Here is a 17,151-nt window from a genome sequence, read left to right as displayed (position 1 = left end):
TGGCCTCAGGCGGTTTCCATCGTCTCCTGCGCCAGCCTGCGAATGCGTCCGATCATTGCGCGCAGTCCGTTCGAGCGTTGCGAGGACAGGTGTTCGTCCAGCCCCAGACGGGCCAGTTCCGCCTGGGCATCGACCTCCAGCACCTCGCGCACGCTGAGACCGGCATACAGCGCATGAAGGATCGCGATCAGCCCGCGCACGATCATCGCGTCGCTGTCGCCCTGAAAGTCGAACCGCGCCTCTGGCCCGGTGCCTTCGATGCGGGGCAGAAGCCACACCTGGCTGGCGCAGCCCTCGACCTTGGTCGCGGGCACCTTGAAACTGTCATCCAGTGGCGGCATCGCGCGCCCCAGCTCGATGACGTGGCGATAGCGGTCTTCCCAGTCGTCCAGGAATTCGAACGTCTCGGCGATTTCCTCGAAGGCTTCGGTGGCCATGGCTTCCTCCGTCTGCGTTGCTTCACCTAGTCATTCGCGCCGCGCGCGTCCAGCCTGACCCGGCGCGCGGTGGGCCTTTTCAGCTGGGCGCGAATGGGCTAGGCAAGGCAGGAACCATCGAAGGAGGCCAAGGGGATGAGATTGCCGCTGACAGGTGCCGTGATCGTGGCGCTTAGCCTTGCAGGGTGCGGCACGGTCCGCGAAAGCCGGTTCAATCCCTTCAACTGGTTCCAACGCGCCGAGTCGGTGGAAACCCAGGCTGTGGGGGTCGTTCCCGACCGGCCCGAGGATCCGCGCGTCCTGGTGGCCCGGGTGACGGGACTTGCCGTCGAACGCTATTCCGGCGGCGCGATCGTCCGCGCCACCGGCCTGCCGCCGACCCAGGGCTGGTGGGAGGCCGAGCTGGTCCCCGAAAATGGCGGCGAGCCGGTCGATGGGGTCATGACCTATCGCTTTGTCGTGGCCCCCCCGTTGGGCGAGACGCGCGTTTCGACCCCGCAATCGCGCGAGATCGTCGTGGCCAGGTCGATCTCGAACGCCAAGCTGCCGCGCGTTCGGCAGATCGTCGTCATCGGCGCCGAGAACCAGCTGACCACCCGCCGCTAGGCGCAACGCCTCAGACCGGCACCACGCGAACGCTGCCGCCCCTGGCCGACAGCGCGATCTGTCCCCGGCACAGTTTCAGCGCGTCTTCGCCAAAGACCTCGCGCCGCCAGCCCTTCAGCGCGGGGACGTCCTCTTCGCCCGCCGCCAATGCATCGAGATCCGAAGACGAGGCAATAAGCTTGGGCGCGACCCCGGTCTGTTCGGATTTGGCCTTCAGAAGCACGCGCAGCAGGTCGGCCAGGGCCGAATCCACCTGCAGGTTCTGGCGCGGTTTCGATATGCGCGGGCATTCCTTTTCGGGGACCGCAAGCCCCGCCTTGACGGCGGCAATGATGCCCTCGGCAATCTCGGGCTTGCGCCCTTCGCGCATCAACAGCCGCGTGCGGCTCAGCTCCTCCAGCGTTGTCGGGCGGCTCGAGGCGATTTCTAGAAGCGCGTCATCCTTGAAGACGCGGTTTCGCGGCACATCACGCGCGCGAGCATATTCTTCGCGAAAACGGGCAAGTTCCCGCACGATGGCCAGGAATCGGCCCGAGGTCGTGCGTGTCTTGACCCGGCGCCAGGCATCCTCGGGATGGGTGACATAGGTTTCGGGATCCAGAAGGATCGCCTCTTCCTCCTCGACCCATTTCTCGCGGCCCGTGCGCTTCAGTTCAGCGGAAAGGAACTCGTAGATCTTTCGCAGATGGGTGACATCGGCCAGCGCGTATTTCTTTTGCGCGGGCGACAGCGGGCGATGAGACCAGTCGGTGAAACGGGAACTCTTGTCGAGATTCGCCTTGGCGATCTTGCGCACCAGCGTTTCGTAACCGGCCTGATCGCCAAATCCGCAGACCATCGCCGCGATCTGGGTGTCGAACAGCGGCTCGGGAAAGACCTTGCCGATCGTGTAGAAGATCTCCAGATCCTGCCGCGCGGCATGAAAGACCTTGACCGTGCCCCTGTGGCGGAACAGGTCGAACAACGGGTCGAGCGACAGACCATCGGCCAGCGGGTCGATCAGGACGGCCTCGCCATCGTCGCCCGGAAGCGCCATCTGCACCAGGCAGAGGCGGGCAAAGTAGGTGCGTTCACGGATGAATTCGGTATCGAGCGTGACATAGGGGCCTTGTTTGGCCTTGTCGCAAATGTCCGCGAGCTCGCGGGTCGTCGTGATCGTGCGCATAAGCTGTCCGTCAGGGGCGCGGGGTCATCCCGCCTCAGCCCCCTCTTAGGTCACTGCGCCGGGATTTGAAAGAGCCCGCAGCCCAGCCGGACGCGCATGTCTTACGCCAGATACACCGGGGTCCGGTCGCCTTCGGCGAAACGGCGCAGGACGGCCGGATACAAGCGGTGTTCCTGCTCCAGCACCCGGGCCGCCAGGCTGTCGGGCGTATCGCCAGGCAGGATAGGCACGCGCGCCTGGCCCAGGATCGGGCCGTCGTCCAGCACCGGCGTCACCTCGTGCACGGTGCAGCCGGCCTCTGTGTCGCCCGCGGCAATTGCGCGGGCATGGGTATGCAGGCCGGGATATTTCGGCAGAAGCGAGGGATGGATGTTCAGCATCCGTCCGGCAAAGCGGTTGACGAAACCGGCCGTCAGAACGCGCATGAACCCGGCCAGGCAGATGATGTCGGGTTCGGCCTGCAAGAGCGGCTTCACCAGTTCGGCCTCGAAAGCCGCGCGATCCGCGCCAAATGGCCGGTGATCGATGGCCGCAGTCGGAATTCCCATCTCTCGCGCGCGATTCAAGCCCCCGGCGGCCGGATCATTCGACAGGACAAGCACGGGCCGCGCCGGATGATCGCCGCGCATCGAGCGGCACAGCGCGACCATGTTCGACCCGCCGCCCGAGATCAGGATCGCGACGCGCTTCACCGCAGGTTGCCCCGATAGCGCACGCCCTGCCCCGCCACGACCCGGCCAAGGTCATGGACGGTTTCGCCAGCATCTTGCAGAATTTTCGAAACCTCGTCCGCACGGGCGGGATCGACGACCACGATCATCCCGATGCCACAATTGAAGGTGCGCAGCATTTCGGCGGCATCAAGCTCGGCCACATCGGCAAGCCAGTCGAAAACGGGCGGCAGCGTCCATGACGACAGGTCGATTTCCGCCCCCAGCCCCTCGGGCAGGACGCGCGGCAGATTCTCGGTGATGCCGCCGCCCGTGATGTGAGCCAGGGCATGAATGCCGCCCGCGCGCAGCGCCTGTATCAACGGGCGCACATAGAGCCGGGTCGGGGCAAGCAGCGCCGCGCCCACCGTTTCGTCGGCAAAGGGCGCGGGCGAATCCCATCCAAGCCCCGCGCGTTCCACGACCTTGCGCACAAGCGAATAGCCATTCGAATGCACGCCGTTTGACGCAAGGCCCAGCAGAACATCCCCCGCGGCCACGTCGCGCGGCAGATCGCTGCCGCGCTCCATAGCGCCAACGGCAAATCCCGCAAGATCGAAATCACCCGCGTGGTACATGCCGGGCATTTCGGCCGTCTCGCCACCGATCAGCGCGCAGCCCGACCGGGCACAGCCTTCGGCGATGCCCTCGACGATGCGCGCGGCCTGGTCGACGTCCAGCTTGCCCGTGGCGAAATAGTCCAGGAAGAACAGCGGCTCGGCCCCCTGGCAGATCAGGTCGTTCACGCACATCGCCACAAGGTCGATGCCGATCGTATCGACATGGCCCGTGTCGATGGCGATGCGCAGCTTGGTGCCCACGCCGTCGGTCGCCGCCACAAGAATCGGGTCGGAATAGCCCGCGGCCTTCAGGTCGAACAACGCACCGAAGCCCCCCAGCGCCGACATCGTCCCCGCCCGGCGCGTGCGCGCGGCGGCAGGCTTGATTCGATCGACCAGCGCATTGCCCGCATCGATATCGACGCCCGCATCGGCATAGGTCAGTCCCGTCTTCTTGGTCATCGCGCATCCTCCGGCCTGGTTGGCGATGCGATAGCCCAAAGCGCGCGACGGAGCAATGATCCGCGGCCTACCCCGTTGACCTTGCCGTGGGCACGTTCTAACCAAGCGGACAGGTCGGGCCTGTAGCTCAATTGGTTAGAGCAGGGCGCTCATAACGCCTTGGTTGGGGGTTCGAGTCCCTCCGGGCCTACCACGTGTTACGACAACGACGAAACTGGCAAGCAGCGCGGTCGGTGAACGCGTCTGACCCACGAACCATACGTTCATGGTTGCATTTGCCGTGATGATGCAGTGCGGCCCGATGATGATACGGTGGGGATGGTACCGCCTCCCCGGCTCGAACGGGGGACCCCCAGATCCACAATCTGGTGCTCTAACCAACTGAGCTAAGGCGGCACTTGGCGGCGATTTAGCGGCCCCAAAGACGGAATGCAAGGCCCAGTTTGCACCGGGTTGTGTGAAAATCCCGGTGGCGCCGGCCCGATCTGCTTGCGTCGCATGGCCAATCGACTATAGCCATGCCAACCTCAGGATGGAGACAGCTCATGGGTATCGACAAGGAAAGCGACATCGCCGCGAATCTTCAGATCGGCCCCACGACGCTTGGCATGGTTCGCATCTATGTCGAGGCCGAGGGCGTCGAACTGCCGCTGGATTTCGACCCCGAGGAAGCCGAGGAAATCGCCGAGGAGTTGCGCGCCGCGGCCGAAGCCGCGCGCGAGATGGGCGCCTCCAGATCCCGGTCGGTCAAGGACAAATCCCCGAAGCGGTGACGCCCGGATCGCGAAATGCCCGCAACCGCAGGGCGGCATGACGGGCGAATTTCTGGGTGATCACCTTGCGCCGCGCACCGGCCAGTTTCGATTCGGGGCCCATGCGCAGGATTTCTGCCCCATAGCCATCGGCGATGATCAGGCCGGTATCGGGTGGCAGCAGGTCGGTCGGGAAATCGGGGCCAACGGCCCAGAAGAACCGGTCGGCCCATTCCAGATAGTTCTGCCACTTGCGATCCGACACGTAATCGTCGCGGCTGGACTTGCACTCGACGATCCAGATTTCGCCCTTCGGGCCCAGCGCCATGACATCGACGCGAAGACCCGGCGCGGGGACCACCTCCTCGATGCCGACAAAGCCGTGCTGCAGCAGGTGGCGACACACGCCGCGCGCAAGAAGCTGTCCGGGGGCAAGATCCTGGGTCATGGTCACGTTATGAACATAACCGGAACATCTGTCCAGTCAGTCAAGGATCATTTTCCCGGCCACCCCTTGCCCCGCCCCGGGGCACACCCTATCTAGGGCGTGGCGGGTTCTGCGCCTCTCGTGAGCGGCATTTTTCCAGTGGCCGATAATCATCTCCGAGGGAGCTGGCTCTGCCGGGATCGTGGTCTCGGTAACTGGCGCCCACCTGGTATATCCAGGCTCTCGGGAAAAACACGCTGCCACGGTTGCCGTGGTTCCCGCCGCACCGTCCGAAAGTCGGAAAGTCGTCAGCCGCGAGGCTCGGACGTCACCGGAACCGTGGCCGGCACGACAGCCGGGACCGGGTTGGTCCGCTGCCTGCGGCCACCGGAATTGCCGTCATCGTCGGCCATGCGCATGATCGCGATGGCGAACTGCACACCGGCAAATACGATCCCGTTGAAAAAGACCAGCATCACGACCGCGATCCATCCCTGCGGAGAGGTCGAGACAAGATGCCACAGGTTCCCGACATTCGTCCAAAGCAGCGCAGCCACGAAGACCGCGGACAAGACGAAACCGATCACGACGTTTCGGATATAGACGCGCACCAGATGCGGCATGATCTGCCCTCCGACATGGTTCCATATACCAATATAGGGCAGATCGCGTGATTCGTACGCGACCAACGGCCGCATTCCGCCACAAATGCGCGTCAGAACGCTTCGGGCCGCGCCTCTCGGGCCATGTGGTCGAGGACCGCGTTCACGAATTTCGGCTCGCGCCCCTCTGGGAAGAAGGCGCGCGCGACGTCCACGAATTCGCTGATCACCACCTTGGGCGGGGTCGCGGGGTTCAGCAGCTCGGCGCCCGCCGCGCGGAACAGCGCCCGCAACACCGGGTCGATGCGGTCGATCGGCCAGCGCGCAACCAGCGCACGGTCGGTCATCTGGTCGATCCTGGCCTGCCAGTTCACGGCATCCTCAAGGATCTGGCGGAACAGCTCGGGATCGGCCTCGGGCATCTCGATACCCTCGATATCGGCGCCGAACCGATAGGATTCGAATTCCCGGCGCACGCGATCGAGCGTGTGGTCAGAAGCCTCCATCTGGAACAGGGCCTGAACGGCAAAGAGACGCGCCGCCGAACGAAGGCGGCGTCGTTCCTCGTTGCCCTTGCGGTTGCCGGGCCTGCTATTGGCGCGTTCGGTCATGCAGTCTGTGATCCTTCGCTGTCGCCGGCGATGCGGAATTCGCCTCCTTCGGGGCGGAATCCGATACCATGCGTCCGGCGCGCCCATTTGCGCGAAAGCGCGACCAGATGCAAGGCCGCCGCGGCCGCGCCGCCGCCCTTGTTCTGCCCCTTGGGATCGGCGCGCACCTCGGCCTGGGCGCGGTTTTCCACCGTCAGGATACCATTGCCGATGCACACGCCGTTCAGGCCCAGCAGCGTCAGCCCGCGCGAAGAATCGTTGCAGACCGTGTCGTAATGCGTCGTCTCGCCCCGGATGACGCAGCCCAGGGCGACGAAACCGTCGTAATCGGCCATCCGGCTGGCCATGGCGATCGCGGGCGGGATCTCCAGGGCGCCGGGAACCTCGACAACATCAACCTGCGCGCCGGCCTCTTCGGCAACCGCGCGCGCGCCGGCAACAAGATTGTCCGCGATATCCCGGTAATAGGGTGCCACCACGAACAGAAGCCTGACCCGGCCGTCGATTTTCGGAAGGGGAAGCTGATCGTGCGTTTCGTATCCGGCCATTGCTCAGTCCTCGGTGATGGGTCGCGTGCCGACGATATGCAGGTCATAGGCGTCCAGACCCACATAGCGCGTCAGCGGTGAATTGGTCAGCAGCACAAGATCCTTCAGCCCCAGCGACGAAAGGATCTGTGCGCCAAGACCGGTCTGCTTGACGATGCGCGGGCTGCCTTCGTCCTCTTCCTCGGTCAGAAGCTTGGCCTGTGGGTCGCGGAACAGGCAGACGACGCCGCGCCCCTCGCGCGCGATGATGCGCATGGCGCGGGCCAGCTCTCCCTCGGGCGCGGGGCCCAGCGCCAGCACGTCTTCCAGCACGTTCAGCGAATGCGCCCGCACCAGAACGGGTTCGGGCGTGGTGATGTCGCCCTTGGTCAGCACGACATGTTCGGTCCCGTCGATCTGGTCGGTGAAGATGCGCATCATCCATTCGCCACCATGCGCCGAGACAACCGGCCGCGCGGCGGTTTCCCGCACAAGATTGTCGTGCCGGCGGCGATAGGCAATCAGATCCGATATCGTCCCGATCTTCAGCCCGTGACGGCGCGCGAATTCCACCAGGTCCGGCAGGCGCGCCATGGTGCCGTCATCCTTCATCACCTCGCAGATCACACCCGCGGGGATCAGCCCCGCAAGGCGCGCGATGTCCACGGCGGCCTCGGTATGGCCCGCCCGGACCAGAACACCTCCGTCGCGCGCGCGCAGGGGAAAGATGTGGCCGGGCGTGGCGATATCCGCCGGCCCCTTGGTCGGGTCGATCGCCACGGCCACGGTGCGGGCCCGGTCGTGGGCCGAAATGCCGGTCGAGATACCCTCGCGCGCCTCGATGGAAACGGTGAAGGCCGTCCCGTGGCGCGAGGAATTGGTCGAGGCCATCAGCGGCAGGCCCAGTGCCTCGACCCGGTCCGAGGTAAGGGCAAGGCAGATCAGCCCGCGCCCATGCGTGGCCATGAAGTTGATGGCCTCGGGCGTGCACATCTGTGCCGGGATGACCAGATCGCCTTCGTTCTCGCGGTCCTCGTGATCGACCAGGATCACCATGCGCCCATTGCGGGCCTCTTCGATTATCTCTTCGGTCGGAGAGATGGCGGACATCAGGTCTTCTGTCATGGCAATCGCCTCGTCTCGGGCCCCATGCGGGCCGCGCGTATCATGTGTGTCTGGCCTGTGCGATAGACGATGAAACCCCGATTGGCCAGTCCGGTTGCGACCGGGCCGGCTCGGGCGACGTCATTACGCTGCGCGCTCGTCCTTGCGGGCCGCATCCCAGTCGCGCAGGCGCGCGACGTATCGGGCCAGCGTATCGACCTCGAGATTCACCCGGTCGCCTTCGCGCGCCGCGCCCCACGTCGTCGCCTGCGCGGTATGGGGAATGATGTTGACGCCAAAGCGGGCGCCCTCGACCTCGTTCACGGTCAGCGACGTGCCATTGAGCGCGACCGACCCCTTGGGCGCGATGAACGGGGCCAGATCCTCGGGCGCCTCGAATGTGAAGCGCATCGAACCGCCTTCGGGACGGATCGACAGGATTCGCGCCACGCCGTCCACATGGCCCGAGACGATATGCCCGCCCAGCTCGTCCCCCACGCGCAGGGCCCGTTCCAGGTTGATGCGGCGGCCGATCGTCCAGTCGCCGATATTGGTGCGCGCCACGCTTTCGGCCGAGATGTCCACGTCGAACCAGCCACGCCCGTCGGCACCCGGCCCGCGTTCGACCACCGTCAGGCAGACGCCATCGCACGCGATGGAGGCCCCGATATCGATCCCCTGCGGGTCATAGGAACAGCCGATGCGCGCGCGCAGATCGTCGCGCCGAGCAAGGTCCAGAACCTCCCCAATGTCGGTGATGATGCCGGTGAACATGGCTGCGACCCTTTCGACCCAGACAGACTTTGCGCCGTCATCAATCTGGCGCGGCTCATGTCTAGCCCCGCCGCGCCACTGCCGCAACCCTGCCCCATACCGGCCCCGCAATTGCCGCGTGACAGGACCGCAGGGATGTGAAGAATACCGCGCGGGATGAGGATGAGGAATCCGGGGATGGCCAGACCGGCATGACCACACGAATCGAGCGACGTTTCCTGATGCTGCAAGGGCCGCATGGGCCGTTCTTCTCGCAGCTGGGAAGAATGCTGCGCGAGGCGGGCGCGCAGGTCTGGCGCGTGGGATTCAACCGTGGCGACGAGCTCTTCTGGCGTGGGCCCGGTTACATTCCCTGGCTGGGCCGGCCCGAGGACTGGCCCGCCGAGGCCGAACGCCTGGTGCGCGAGCTTGGGATCACCGATCTGGTCGTCTATGGCGATGCGCGCCCGATTCACGCCCAGGCAATCGCCGTCGCGCGGGCGCGCGGCATCACCGTGCATGTCTTCGAAGAGGGCTACCTGCGCCCCTATTGGGTTACATATGAACGCGGCGGGTCGAATGGCAATTCGCGCCTGACCCGGATCGGGTTGGACCAGATGCGGCGTGCGGTCGAGCTGTGCGACCGCGAACAGCCACGTCCGCCGGCGCGCTGGGGCGACATGCGGCAGCACATGTTCTATGGCGCGCTGTATCACTTCGCGGTGATGGCGCTGAACCGCCGCTATCGCAATTTCCGCCCCCATCGCGGAATCAGCGTGACGCGCGAATTCCGGCTGTATCTGCGCAGGCTGCTTCTGGCCCCGCTGCACGCGATCGAGCGCCGCGCGGCAACCTGGCGCGTCAAGCGGGGCGGGTTTCCCTATCACCTTGTCCTGCTGCAGCTTGAACACGATTCCAGCTTTCAGGCCCATTCGGACCTGCGCAGCATGACGGAATTCGTCGATCTGTGCCTCGAGGCCTTTGCCCGTGGCGCGGCCGGGCATCACCATATCGTCTTCAAGGCCCACCCGCTGGAAGACGACCGCGCCGCGATCGCGCGCCATCTGCGGCACAGGGCGCGCGAGCTGGGTATTGCAGGGCGCGTGCATTTCATCCGGGGCGGGAAACTGGCGCCGCTGCTGGATTCCGCCCGCAGCGCCGTGACGGTCAACTCGACGGCGGGCCAGCAGGCGCTGTGGCGCGGCCTGCCATTGCGCAGTTTCGGCCGCGCGGTCTACAACTTTCCCGAATTCGTATCGAGCCAGCCGCTGGATCTGTTCTTTGCCGCGCCGAAACGCCCGGATACACGCGCCTATCGCGACTATCGCCAGTTCCTGCTGGAAACGTCGCAGGTCGCGGGCGGATTCTACTCGGCCCGCGGGCGGCGGCAATTGCTGCGCCAGGTCGTGGACATGATGCTGTCGGCCGAAGATCCCTATGACGCATTGGTGGCCGGACGGGCACAACCGCGGATTCATGTTCCCGCCCTCGATGCCCGGCTCTGGCATTGACGCGGATGGTTCTTTACGGTTCACCGCAAATGAAGCCCGACAAGTCGCGGGCCAAGGGACATGAGTGGAGGATGCCCGTGAAGGTCATTTCGTCGAAAACCCCGGTTTCACGCATGGCGCTGGGCACGGCGCTGCTTGCGGTGGCCCTGGGACTTGCCGGATGCGGTCTGCCGCGCTCGGGCCCGACGCGGGGCGAGCTGGTCGGCACATCCGAGGAAAACGCAGTCCCGGCCCATGTCGTGCCCGTCACTGCCGAGGTCGCGCGCATCACCAACGTGCGCCCGCCGCTGGGATTTTCGTCGAAATTCATCAAGGCGGGCACGATCGGCTCCGACGTCATCATGCCCGGCGACGTCCTGGGCCTGACGGTCTGGGAAAACGTCGACAATGGCCTGCTGGCCGGCCCGGGGATGAACGCCACGCATCTGCAGGAAATGCAGGTGGATGGCGACGGTTATATCTTTGTGCCGTACGCGGGCCGCATCAAGGCGGCCGGGAACACGCCCGAGTCGCTTCGCCGCGTGATCACGGCCAAGCTGGCCGAGCAGACCCCCGACCCGCAAGTCCTGGTCACCCGCGTGGCCGGCGATGGCGCGACCGTTTCGGTCGTGGGCAATGTCGGCGCGCAGGGCGTCTATCCTCTGGAGCGGCCAACGCGCACCCTGGCCGCGATGCTGGCCAAGGCCGGCGGCGTCGCGATCGAACCGGAAATCGCGCAGGTCGTGGTCAAGCGCAACGGCATGACCGAACGTGTCTGGCTGAAGGACCTGTACACCGACTCACGCTATGACATCGCGCTGCGGCCGGGCGACATCATCCTGGTCGAAAAGGACCAGCGGAAATTCACGGCCATGGGCGCAACCGGCGCGCAGACGCTTGTCGATTTCGAGACCCAGGAACTGTCCGCGATCGAGGCCCTGGCCCAGGTCGGCGGCTTGTCCTCGAACCGCGCCGATCCGACCGGAATCTTCATCCTTCGCATCGAGGAACCCGAAGTCGCGCGTGCCGTCCTGAAGCGGTCCGACATCACGACGCCCCAGCGCATCGTCTATGTCATCGACCTGACCCAACCGCAGGCGATGTTCAATGCGCAGGAATTCATGATCCGCGACAAGGACATGGTCTATGTGACCGAGGCCCCCTATGTGCAGTGGCAGAAGCTGCTGTCGGCCATAACGGGCACCGTCCGGTCGGCTGACACGCTGTCCACCGTGGGGAACTGATGGCCGAAAGGGCGGGCGATGGCACCGGCAGCCCCGATGCCACCCCCCTTTATGCCTATTCGACGACGTTCCTGACCGATCGCACCATCCGCCGCATCCTGACCCTTGCCGGGTATCGCATGCGGCTGGGCTGGCCGCGCGGACAGGGCGCGATGGTCGCCGCCTGGGGACGCAGTCCGACATCGCAGCGGGCCGAGAAGATCGCCCAACGCAGCGGGGCCGGCCTGTTGCGGATCGAGGATGCCTTCCTGCGTTCGATCCATCCGGCGCGCGAAGGGCACGAGCCGCCGCTGGGTCTGCTGATCGATCCGCATGGCGTACATTTCGACAGCGCGCGTCCCTCGTTGATCGAGCATATCATCCGCACGAACGCGATGGACGACACGGCGATTCTTGATCGCGCCCGCGACGGGATCGCGCGGCTGAAAGCGCTGCACCTGTCGAAATACAACGCCTTCGACCCCCGGATTCGGGCGCCCGATCCGGGCTATGTCCTGGTGATCGACCAGGTGCGCGACGACGCTTCGATCCGTCATGGCGGCGCCTCGGCCTCGACCTTTCGGGAAATGCTGGTGTTCGCGCAGGAAGAAAACCCCGGCGCCCGGATCATCATCAAACCGCATCCCGAAACCGTCGCCGGCCGGCGCATGGGCCATTACAACATGGGCCATGCCAAGGGGCGGATCAGCCTGCTGACCGACCCCGTTTCGCCATGGGAGCTGCTGGATGGCGCGGTCGCGGTCTATACCGTTTCATCGCATATGGGCTTCGAGGCCATCCTGGCCGGGCACAAGCCGCGCGTCTTCGGACAGCCATTCTATGCTGGCTGGGGCCTGACGCAGGATGAAAATCCGGTCGCCCGGCGGGAAAAGCGGCTGACGCGGGCGCAGCTTTTCGCCGCGGCCATGATCCTGGCGCCAACCTGGTACGATCCCTGCCGCGACCGGCTTTGCAGCTTCGAGGAAGCGGTGGACCAGCTCGAAGCCAGCGTGCGCGCCTGGCGCGAGGATCATGGCGGCCATGTCGCGCTGGGCATGCGTCTTTGGAAACGGCCGCATCTGCAACGGTTCTTTGGCCGCCATCGCCCCTTGCGTTTCGAATCCGATCCCGGCCGCGCCGTCGCGCGCGCCCGGCGCGAAGGCCGGGGCGTGATGGTCTGGGCAAGCCGCGAACCCGAAAGCCTGACGGCGCTTGCGCGCGGACTGAATGTCACGCGGGTCGAGGACGGTTTCATCCGTTCGCGCGGGCTGGGGGCGGAACTGGTCCCGCCCATGTCGCTGGTCGTCGATCGCTGGGGCATCTACTACGACCCTCTGCGCATGAGCGAACTGGAGCGCCTGATCGCCAAGGGTCCCCCACCGGGCGGCGAGGCGCGCGCCGAACGTCTTGTCGGACGGCTCATCCGCTTTGGCCTGTCGAAATACAGCCCCGAGTCCGGCGCGCTGCCGGATCTTCCCCATGGGCGGCGGATACTCGTTCCCGGACAGGTCGAGGACGATGCCTCGATCCGTCTTGGCGCGGGCGATGTACGGCGCAATATCGACCTTCTGGCGCAGGTCCGGGCCGAAAATCCCGATGCCGTGATCCTTTACAAGCCGCACCCGGATGTCGAGGCGGGCCTGCGCATCGGCCATGTGGCCGAGGAAGATGCCTTGCGCCATGCCGACGTCATCCTGCGCGATGTCAGCCCCGCGGCGGCGATCGAGGCCGCGGACGAGATCTGGACGATGACCTCGACCCTTGGTTTCGAGGCCCTTTTGCGTGGCAAGCGCGTGGTCTGTCTTGGTGCGCCCTTCTACGCGGGATGGGGGCTGACGCGGGACCTGTTCCCCGCCCCGGCCCGCCGCAAGGCACGCCCGAGTCTTGCCGCGCTGGCCCACGCGGTACTGATTGCCTATCCGCGCTATCTGGATCCGGTCAGCGGCCTGCCCTGCCCGCCCGAAGTCGTCGTGGACCGCCTCGTGCAAAGGCAGATCCCTGTTCCGGGCGCGGCCAACCGCACCCTGTCGCGCGTGCAGGGCCTTCTTGCCAGCCAGGCCTGGCTGTGGCGCTAGGCGCGGTCGTCTTCCTCGGGCCCGTATTTCTTCAGCAGGCCGCCCTGGGCAATGAAAAATGCAAACAGCGCCGCCGTCAGCCCGAAGGTCTTGAAGTTCACCCATGCCGCGTCGGACATCGTGCGCCAGACGATTTCGTTCGCCACGGCCAGCGCGGCAAAGAACAGGGCCAGGCGGCGCGTCAGGATCATCCATCCTTCGTGCCGAAGCGGCATCGCCTCGTCCAGGACCAGCGCCAGATAGGACCGGCCGCGCATCAGACCAAAGGCCAGGATTCCCGCGAACAGAAGATACAGCAGCGTGGGCTTCATCTTGATGAAGCGTCCATCGTTCAGCCAGACCGAAAGCCCGCCGAAGACGACCACCAGCACCAGCGTGACCATCTGCATCGGCGCCAGACGCCCGGTCATACGCCACAGGATTCCTGTCGAGATGGCCACCAGCACCACCAGCACCGCCGTAGCGACGACGAAGCCGCCATATTCCGCGCCCCCGATCGTCACCGTCTGGTCGCGCAACCGTGAAAAGACCACGAAGAAGGCGATGACCGGGCCCAGTTCCAGCCCGATCTTCAGCCAGGGATTGATCCGCTTGTGCTTGTCGTTCATGGCCCTATCCCGCCAGTTTCACCATCATCGCGCCCGCGGCGATCAACGCCATCAGGCCCAGCCGTCGCGGTCCCACCTTTTCCCCCAGGATGAGCCAGGCCACAAGCGCCGAAAAGACGACCGAGGTTTCGCGCAGCACCGCTGCCTCGCCGACATTGCCGATGCGGGTCGCCAGAAGGATCGCGCCAAAGCTGAAAAAGGCGACGAAGGCGCCGGCGATGCCCCGCTTCATGAGCGGCAGAACCTCGGACGACGGAAGGGCCCGCCAGCGACGCCATGTCCACAGCGGCATGAAAATGCCGTCGATCATGAAGAACCAGGCCAGAAAGGTGAACGGATCGGCGGTGGCCCGGATTCCATAGGCGTCATAGGTCGTATAGGCCGCAACGAAGGCTCCGGTCACGACCGCCCAGCCCAGCGCCGGGATCATCGTCGCGCGATCGACCGTCACATGGCGCAGGTTGTACAGCGCCAGGCCAAAGATGCCTGTCATCAGCACCAGCACCCCCATCCATTGCCCGGACGTGAACCGTTCGCCGAACAGAAGGCCCGCGCCGATCACGGCAAAGAAGGGGCCCGTCCCGCGCACGACGGGATAGACGACAGAATAGGCCCCGCGCGCATAGGTCATCGCCTGTGCCAGCTTGTAGCCCACATGAATCAGCGCGACGATTCCGAAGATCGGCCACATATGCGGCTCGGGCCAGGGAACGACGAACAGGGCAACGGGTGCGGCCATGATGCCATAGCTGGCATCGATTGCCGCACGCGACAGCCATGGATCGTGCCGCCCCTTCTGCAACGCGCCAAACAGCGCGTGCAGGAAGGCCGCCAGTAGCGCCAGTGCGATCGCGACCTGTCGGCCCGCCTCGGTACCTTCCAGGGAAATCAGCCAGTCGGTCATGTCGCCTGCATCCTTGCCAGCCACCACGCCACGGCGGGCGCGCTGCATGGCCACAGCCATTATGACCAATCGCATTGGGCGTCCAGCCGGGCGGCCCGCGCCGATCGTGGGGCGTGGTACTTTGCGTGTGCCCCTTGCCTTCGTGACGAAGGGGAAAGTGTGACTTTCCACCGCAAGCATGACGGCGTATAAGCGGCCAGATAAAGCGGGCCCGCGACGAAAGACGGGCCGCCGACAGGACCGATCGAGGACAGCGATGACCAAATCATCCCACGAAAATGACGTCGCCTTCATTCAGGCACTGGCCGACCTGCTGAACCAGCACGACCTGGCCGAGATCAGCGTCAAGCGCGAATATGGCGAAAACGACCGGCTGAACGTGACCGTGTCGAAATATGCGCCGCAGGTCGCATCCCCAGTCGCAGCGGCGCCTTTGGCCGCACCCGCCCCGGCGGCACCCGCGCCAGCCCCCGCGCCAGCCGCGGCCCCGGCAGAGAAGCCGGAGATCCCGTCGGATCCTGCGAACCATCCGGGCGCGGTGACTTCGCCCATGGTGGGCACCGCCTATCTGGCGCCCGAACCCGGCGCCGAGCCCTTCGTGACGGTCGGCAGCCAGGTCAAGGAAGGCCAGACCGTCATGATCATCGAGGCCATGAAGACGATGAACCACATCCCCGCGCCGCGGGCCGGCACCGTCAAGCGCATCCTGGTCGAGGACGGCACCCCGGTCGAATACGGCGCTCCCCTTCTCATCATCGAGTGAGGGCGAGATGTTCCAGAAGATCCTCGTCGCAAACCGGGGCGAAATCGCGCTTCGCGTGATCCGCGCCTGCCGGGAAATGGGCATCCGCAGCGTCGCCGTGCATTCCACCGCCGACGCCGATGCCATGCATGTGCGCATGGCGGATGAATCAGTCTGCATCGGGCCGGCGCCGTCATCGCAAAGCTACCTGTCGATACCGGCCATCATCTCGGCCTGCGAGATCACGGGGGCGGACGCGATCCATCCCGGCTATGGCTTCCTGTCCGAAAACGCCACCTTCGTGCAGGCGCTGGAGGATCACGGGATCGCCTTCATCGGCCCTTCGGCGGAACATATCCGCATCATGGGTGACAAGATCACCGCCAAGGAAACGGCGAAAAGCCTGGGCATCCCCGTGGTCCCGGGGTCCGATGGTGGCGTGGCCGATGTCGCGGATGCGCGCCGCATCGCGGAACAGATCGGCTATCCCGTCATCATCAAGGCAACCGCCGGTGGCGGCGGCCGAGGCATGAAGGTCGCGCGCGATGCCGATGAACTGGAGTCAGCCTTTCGGACCGCGCGAGCCGAAGCCAAGGCGGCCTTCGGCAATGACGAAGTCTATATCGAGAAATACCTGCAGCGCCCGCGCCATATCGAGATCCAGATCTTCGGCGATGGCAAGGGCAATGCCGTCCACCTGGGCGAACGCGACTGCTCGCTGCAGCGCCGCCACCAGAAGGTGTTCGAGGAAGCCCCTTCGCCCGCGATCAGCGAAGCCGAGCGCACCCGCATTGGCGAGATCTGCGCCAACGCGGTCGCCAAGCTGGGCTATTCCGGGGCGGGCACGATCGAATTCCTGTACGAGGACGGGAATTTCTACTTCATCGAGATGAATACCCGCCTGCAGGTCGAACATCCCGTCACCGAATCCATCTTTGGCGTGGACCTGGTGCGCGAACAGATCCGCGTCGCCGAGGGCTATCCGCTGTCGTTCACCCAGGACGAGCTGGAGATCAACGGCCATGCGATTGAAGTTCGCATCAACGCCGAGAAGCTGCCCAACTTCACCCCCTGCCCCGGCAAGATCACGCATTTCCACGCCCCCGGCGGCCTTGGGGTTCGCATGGATTCGGCGATCTATGACGGCTATACGATCCCGCCCTACTACGACAGCCTGATCGGCAAGCTGATCGTCCATGGACGCGACCGGAAAGAGGCCCTGGCACGGCTGAAGCGCGCCCTGTCAGAGCTGATCGTGGACGGTATCGACACGACGATTCCGCTGTTCCACGATCTTCTGGAAGAGCCGGACATCCAGTCGGGCAATTATTCCATCCACTGGCTGGAAAAGTGGCTGGAAAAGAAGTTCGCCTGAACGGCGGTCAGGGGCGGC

Annotated in this window: 19 protein-coding genes, 2 tRNA genes and 1 other RNA gene; 9 read left to right on the top strand and 13 right to left on the bottom strand. The window is 65.3% G+C overall.

The window, feature by feature from the left end; translation table 11 throughout:
* Positions 1-5: 5 nt before the first annotated feature.
* Complete coding sequence (locus tag LV82_RS06320; protein ID WP_104070063.1) at positions 6-437, bottom strand: SufE family protein; 432 nt, start codon at positions 435-437, stop codon at positions 6-8.
* 135 nt (positions 438-572) lie between these two features.
* Here LV82_RS06320 and LV82_RS06315 point away from each other — a divergent pair, with 135 nt between their 5' ends.
* The gene (locus LV82_RS06315) at positions 573-1,043 is read left to right on the top strand and encodes a hypothetical protein (RefSeq protein ID WP_104070061.1); all 471 of its coding nucleotides are present in this window, start codon (positions 573-575) and stop codon (positions 1,041-1,043) included.
* A gap of 10 nt (positions 1,044-1,053) precedes the next feature.
* Here the strand turns inward: LV82_RS06315 and rnd are convergent, their stop codons facing one another.
* From rnd to purM, 3 genes are all read right to left on the bottom strand, one after another.
* Positions 1,054-2,208, bottom strand: coding sequence for a ribonuclease D (gene rnd, locus LV82_RS06310; protein ID WP_104070059.1), 1,155 nt, complete (start codon positions 2,206-2,208; stop codon positions 1,054-1,056).
* A 101-nt stretch (positions 2,209-2,309) separates the two neighbouring features.
* Complete coding sequence (gene purN, locus LV82_RS06305; RefSeq protein ID WP_104070058.1) at positions 2,310-2,900, bottom strand: phosphoribosylglycinamide formyltransferase; 591 nt, start codon at positions 2,898-2,900, stop codon at positions 2,310-2,312.
* Positions 2,897-3,940, bottom strand: coding sequence for a phosphoribosylformylglycinamidine cyclo-ligase (gene purM, locus LV82_RS06300; RefSeq protein WP_104070274.1), 1,044 nt, complete (start codon positions 3,938-3,940; stop codon positions 2,897-2,899). The genes purN and purM overlap by 4 nt, the downstream gene beginning before the upstream one ends.
* 116 nt (positions 3,941-4,056) lie before the next feature.
* On the opposite strand from purM, the gene LV82_RS06295 reads away from it, so the two are divergent.
* Positions 4,057-4,133: transfer RNA gene (locus LV82_RS06295), tRNA-Ile, on the top strand.
* Between the two features lie 126 nt (positions 4,134-4,259).
* On the opposite strand, the gene LV82_RS06290 is transcribed toward LV82_RS06295, so the two are convergent.
* Positions 4,260-4,336: transfer RNA gene (locus tag LV82_RS06290), tRNA-His, on the bottom strand.
* 149 nt (positions 4,337-4,485) lie between these two features.
* Between LV82_RS06290 and LV82_RS06285 the strand changes: the two genes are divergently transcribed.
* Positions 4,486-4,713 carry a DUF6324 family protein gene (locus LV82_RS06285; RefSeq protein WP_104070056.1) on the top strand — a complete coding sequence of 76 codons (228 nt, stop codon included), beginning with the start codon at positions 4,486-4,488 and terminating at the stop codon, positions 4,711-4,713.
* Here LV82_RS06285 and LV82_RS06280 read toward each other — a convergent pair.
* Positions 4,688-5,140 carry an MmcB family DNA repair protein gene (locus LV82_RS06280; protein WP_104070055.1) on the bottom strand — a complete coding sequence of 151 codons (453 nt, stop codon included), beginning with the start codon at positions 5,138-5,140 and terminating at the stop codon, positions 4,688-4,690. The two genes, LV82_RS06285 and LV82_RS06280, sit on opposite strands and share 26 nt — an antisense overlap.
* 103 nt (positions 5,141-5,243) lie before the next feature.
* On the opposite strand from LV82_RS06280, the gene ssrS reads away from it, so the two are divergent.
* Positions 5,244-5,401: non-coding RNA, 6S RNA (gene ssrS / locus LV82_RS06275), on the top strand.
* Positions 5,402-5,427: 26 nt separating this feature from the next.
* Here the strand turns inward: ssrS and LV82_RS06270 are convergent.
* From LV82_RS06270 to LV82_RS06250, 5 genes are all read right to left on the bottom strand, one after another.
* Positions 5,428-5,742: a hypothetical protein gene (locus LV82_RS06270; protein ID WP_104070272.1), complete on the bottom strand. Its 315-nt coding sequence runs from the start codon at positions 5,740-5,742 to the stop codon at positions 5,428-5,430.
* Positions 5,743-5,834: 92 nt separating this feature from the next.
* Positions 5,835-6,332: a transcription antitermination factor NusB gene (gene nusB, locus LV82_RS06265; RefSeq protein ID WP_104070053.1), complete on the bottom strand. Its 498-nt coding sequence runs from the start codon at positions 6,330-6,332 to the stop codon at positions 5,835-5,837.
* On the bottom strand, positions 6,329-6,880 hold the full coding sequence (locus LV82_RS06260; RefSeq protein ID WP_104070052.1) for a 6,7-dimethyl-8-ribityllumazine synthase: 552 nt from the start codon (positions 6,878-6,880) through the stop codon (positions 6,329-6,331). The genes nusB and LV82_RS06260 overlap by 4 nt, the downstream gene beginning before the upstream one ends.
* Before the next feature lie 3 nt (positions 6,881-6,883).
* Complete coding sequence (gene ribB / locus LV82_RS06255; RefSeq protein ID WP_104070050.1) at positions 6,884-7,984, bottom strand: 3,4-dihydroxy-2-butanone-4-phosphate synthase; 1,101 nt, start codon at positions 7,982-7,984, stop codon at positions 6,884-6,886.
* Between the two features lie 123 nt (positions 7,985-8,107).
* Positions 8,108-8,737, bottom strand: a complete 630-nt coding sequence (locus LV82_RS06250; RefSeq protein WP_104070049.1) for a riboflavin synthase — start codon at positions 8,735-8,737, stop codon at positions 8,108-8,110.
* A 191-nt stretch (positions 8,738-8,928) separates the two neighbouring features.
* Here LV82_RS06250 and LV82_RS06245 point away from each other — a divergent pair, with 191 nt between their 5' ends.
* The 3 genes from LV82_RS06245 (at position 8,929) to LV82_RS06235 (ending at position 13,504) form a co-directional block, all read left to right on the top strand.
* The gene (locus LV82_RS06245; protein ID WP_104070271.1) at positions 8,929-10,227 is read left to right on the top strand and encodes a capsule biosynthesis protein; all 1,299 of its coding nucleotides are present in this window, start codon (positions 8,929-8,931) and stop codon (positions 10,225-10,227) included.
* 71 nt (positions 10,228-10,298) lie between these two features.
* Positions 10,299-11,450 (top strand): polysaccharide biosynthesis/export family protein, encoded by a 1,152-nt coding sequence (locus LV82_RS06240; protein WP_245873088.1) that lies wholly within the window; start codon positions 10,299-10,301, stop codon positions 11,448-11,450.
* A complete protein-coding gene (locus LV82_RS06235; protein ID WP_104070047.1) occupies positions 11,450-13,504 on the top strand; it encodes a capsular polysaccharide biosynthesis protein in 2,055 nt (684 codons plus the stop codon). The genes LV82_RS06240 and LV82_RS06235 overlap by 1 nt, the downstream gene beginning before the upstream one ends.
* Here LV82_RS06235 and LV82_RS06230 read toward each other — a convergent pair.
* Together LV82_RS06230 and LV82_RS06225 are read right to left on the bottom strand one after the other, a co-directional pair.
* Complete coding sequence (locus LV82_RS06230; RefSeq protein ID WP_104070046.1) at positions 13,501-14,112, bottom strand: inner membrane-spanning protein YciB; 612 nt, start codon at positions 14,110-14,112, stop codon at positions 13,501-13,503. The genes LV82_RS06235 and LV82_RS06230 overlap by 4 nt on opposite strands.
* 4 nt (positions 14,113-14,116) lie before the next feature.
* Entirely contained in the window at positions 14,117-15,016 is a 900-nt protein-coding gene (locus LV82_RS06225; RefSeq protein WP_104070268.1) for an EamA family transporter, read from the bottom strand.
* A 256-nt stretch (positions 15,017-15,272) separates the two neighbouring features.
* Here LV82_RS06225 and accB point away from each other — a divergent pair, with 256 nt between their 5' ends.
* Both accB and accC read left to right on the top strand, forming a co-directional pair.
* Positions 15,273-15,779, top strand: coding sequence for an acetyl-CoA carboxylase biotin carboxyl carrier protein (gene accB, locus LV82_RS06220; RefSeq protein ID WP_104070044.1), 507 nt, complete (start codon positions 15,273-15,275; stop codon positions 15,777-15,779).
* A gap of 7 nt (positions 15,780-15,786) precedes the next feature.
* On the top strand, positions 15,787-17,133 hold the full coding sequence (accC, locus tag LV82_RS06215; protein ID WP_104070043.1) for an acetyl-CoA carboxylase biotin carboxylase subunit: 1,347 nt from the start codon (positions 15,787-15,789) through the stop codon (positions 17,131-17,133).
* The last annotated feature ends 18 nt before the right edge of the window (positions 17,134-17,151 follow it).

The organism is Albidovulum inexpectatum (assembly GCF_002927635.1).
GTDB classification, from domain to species: Bacteria; Pseudomonadota; Alphaproteobacteria; order Rhodobacterales; family Rhodobacteraceae; genus Albidovulum; species Albidovulum inexpectatum.
This window is presented reverse-complemented; position numbering and strand designations above follow the sequence as displayed.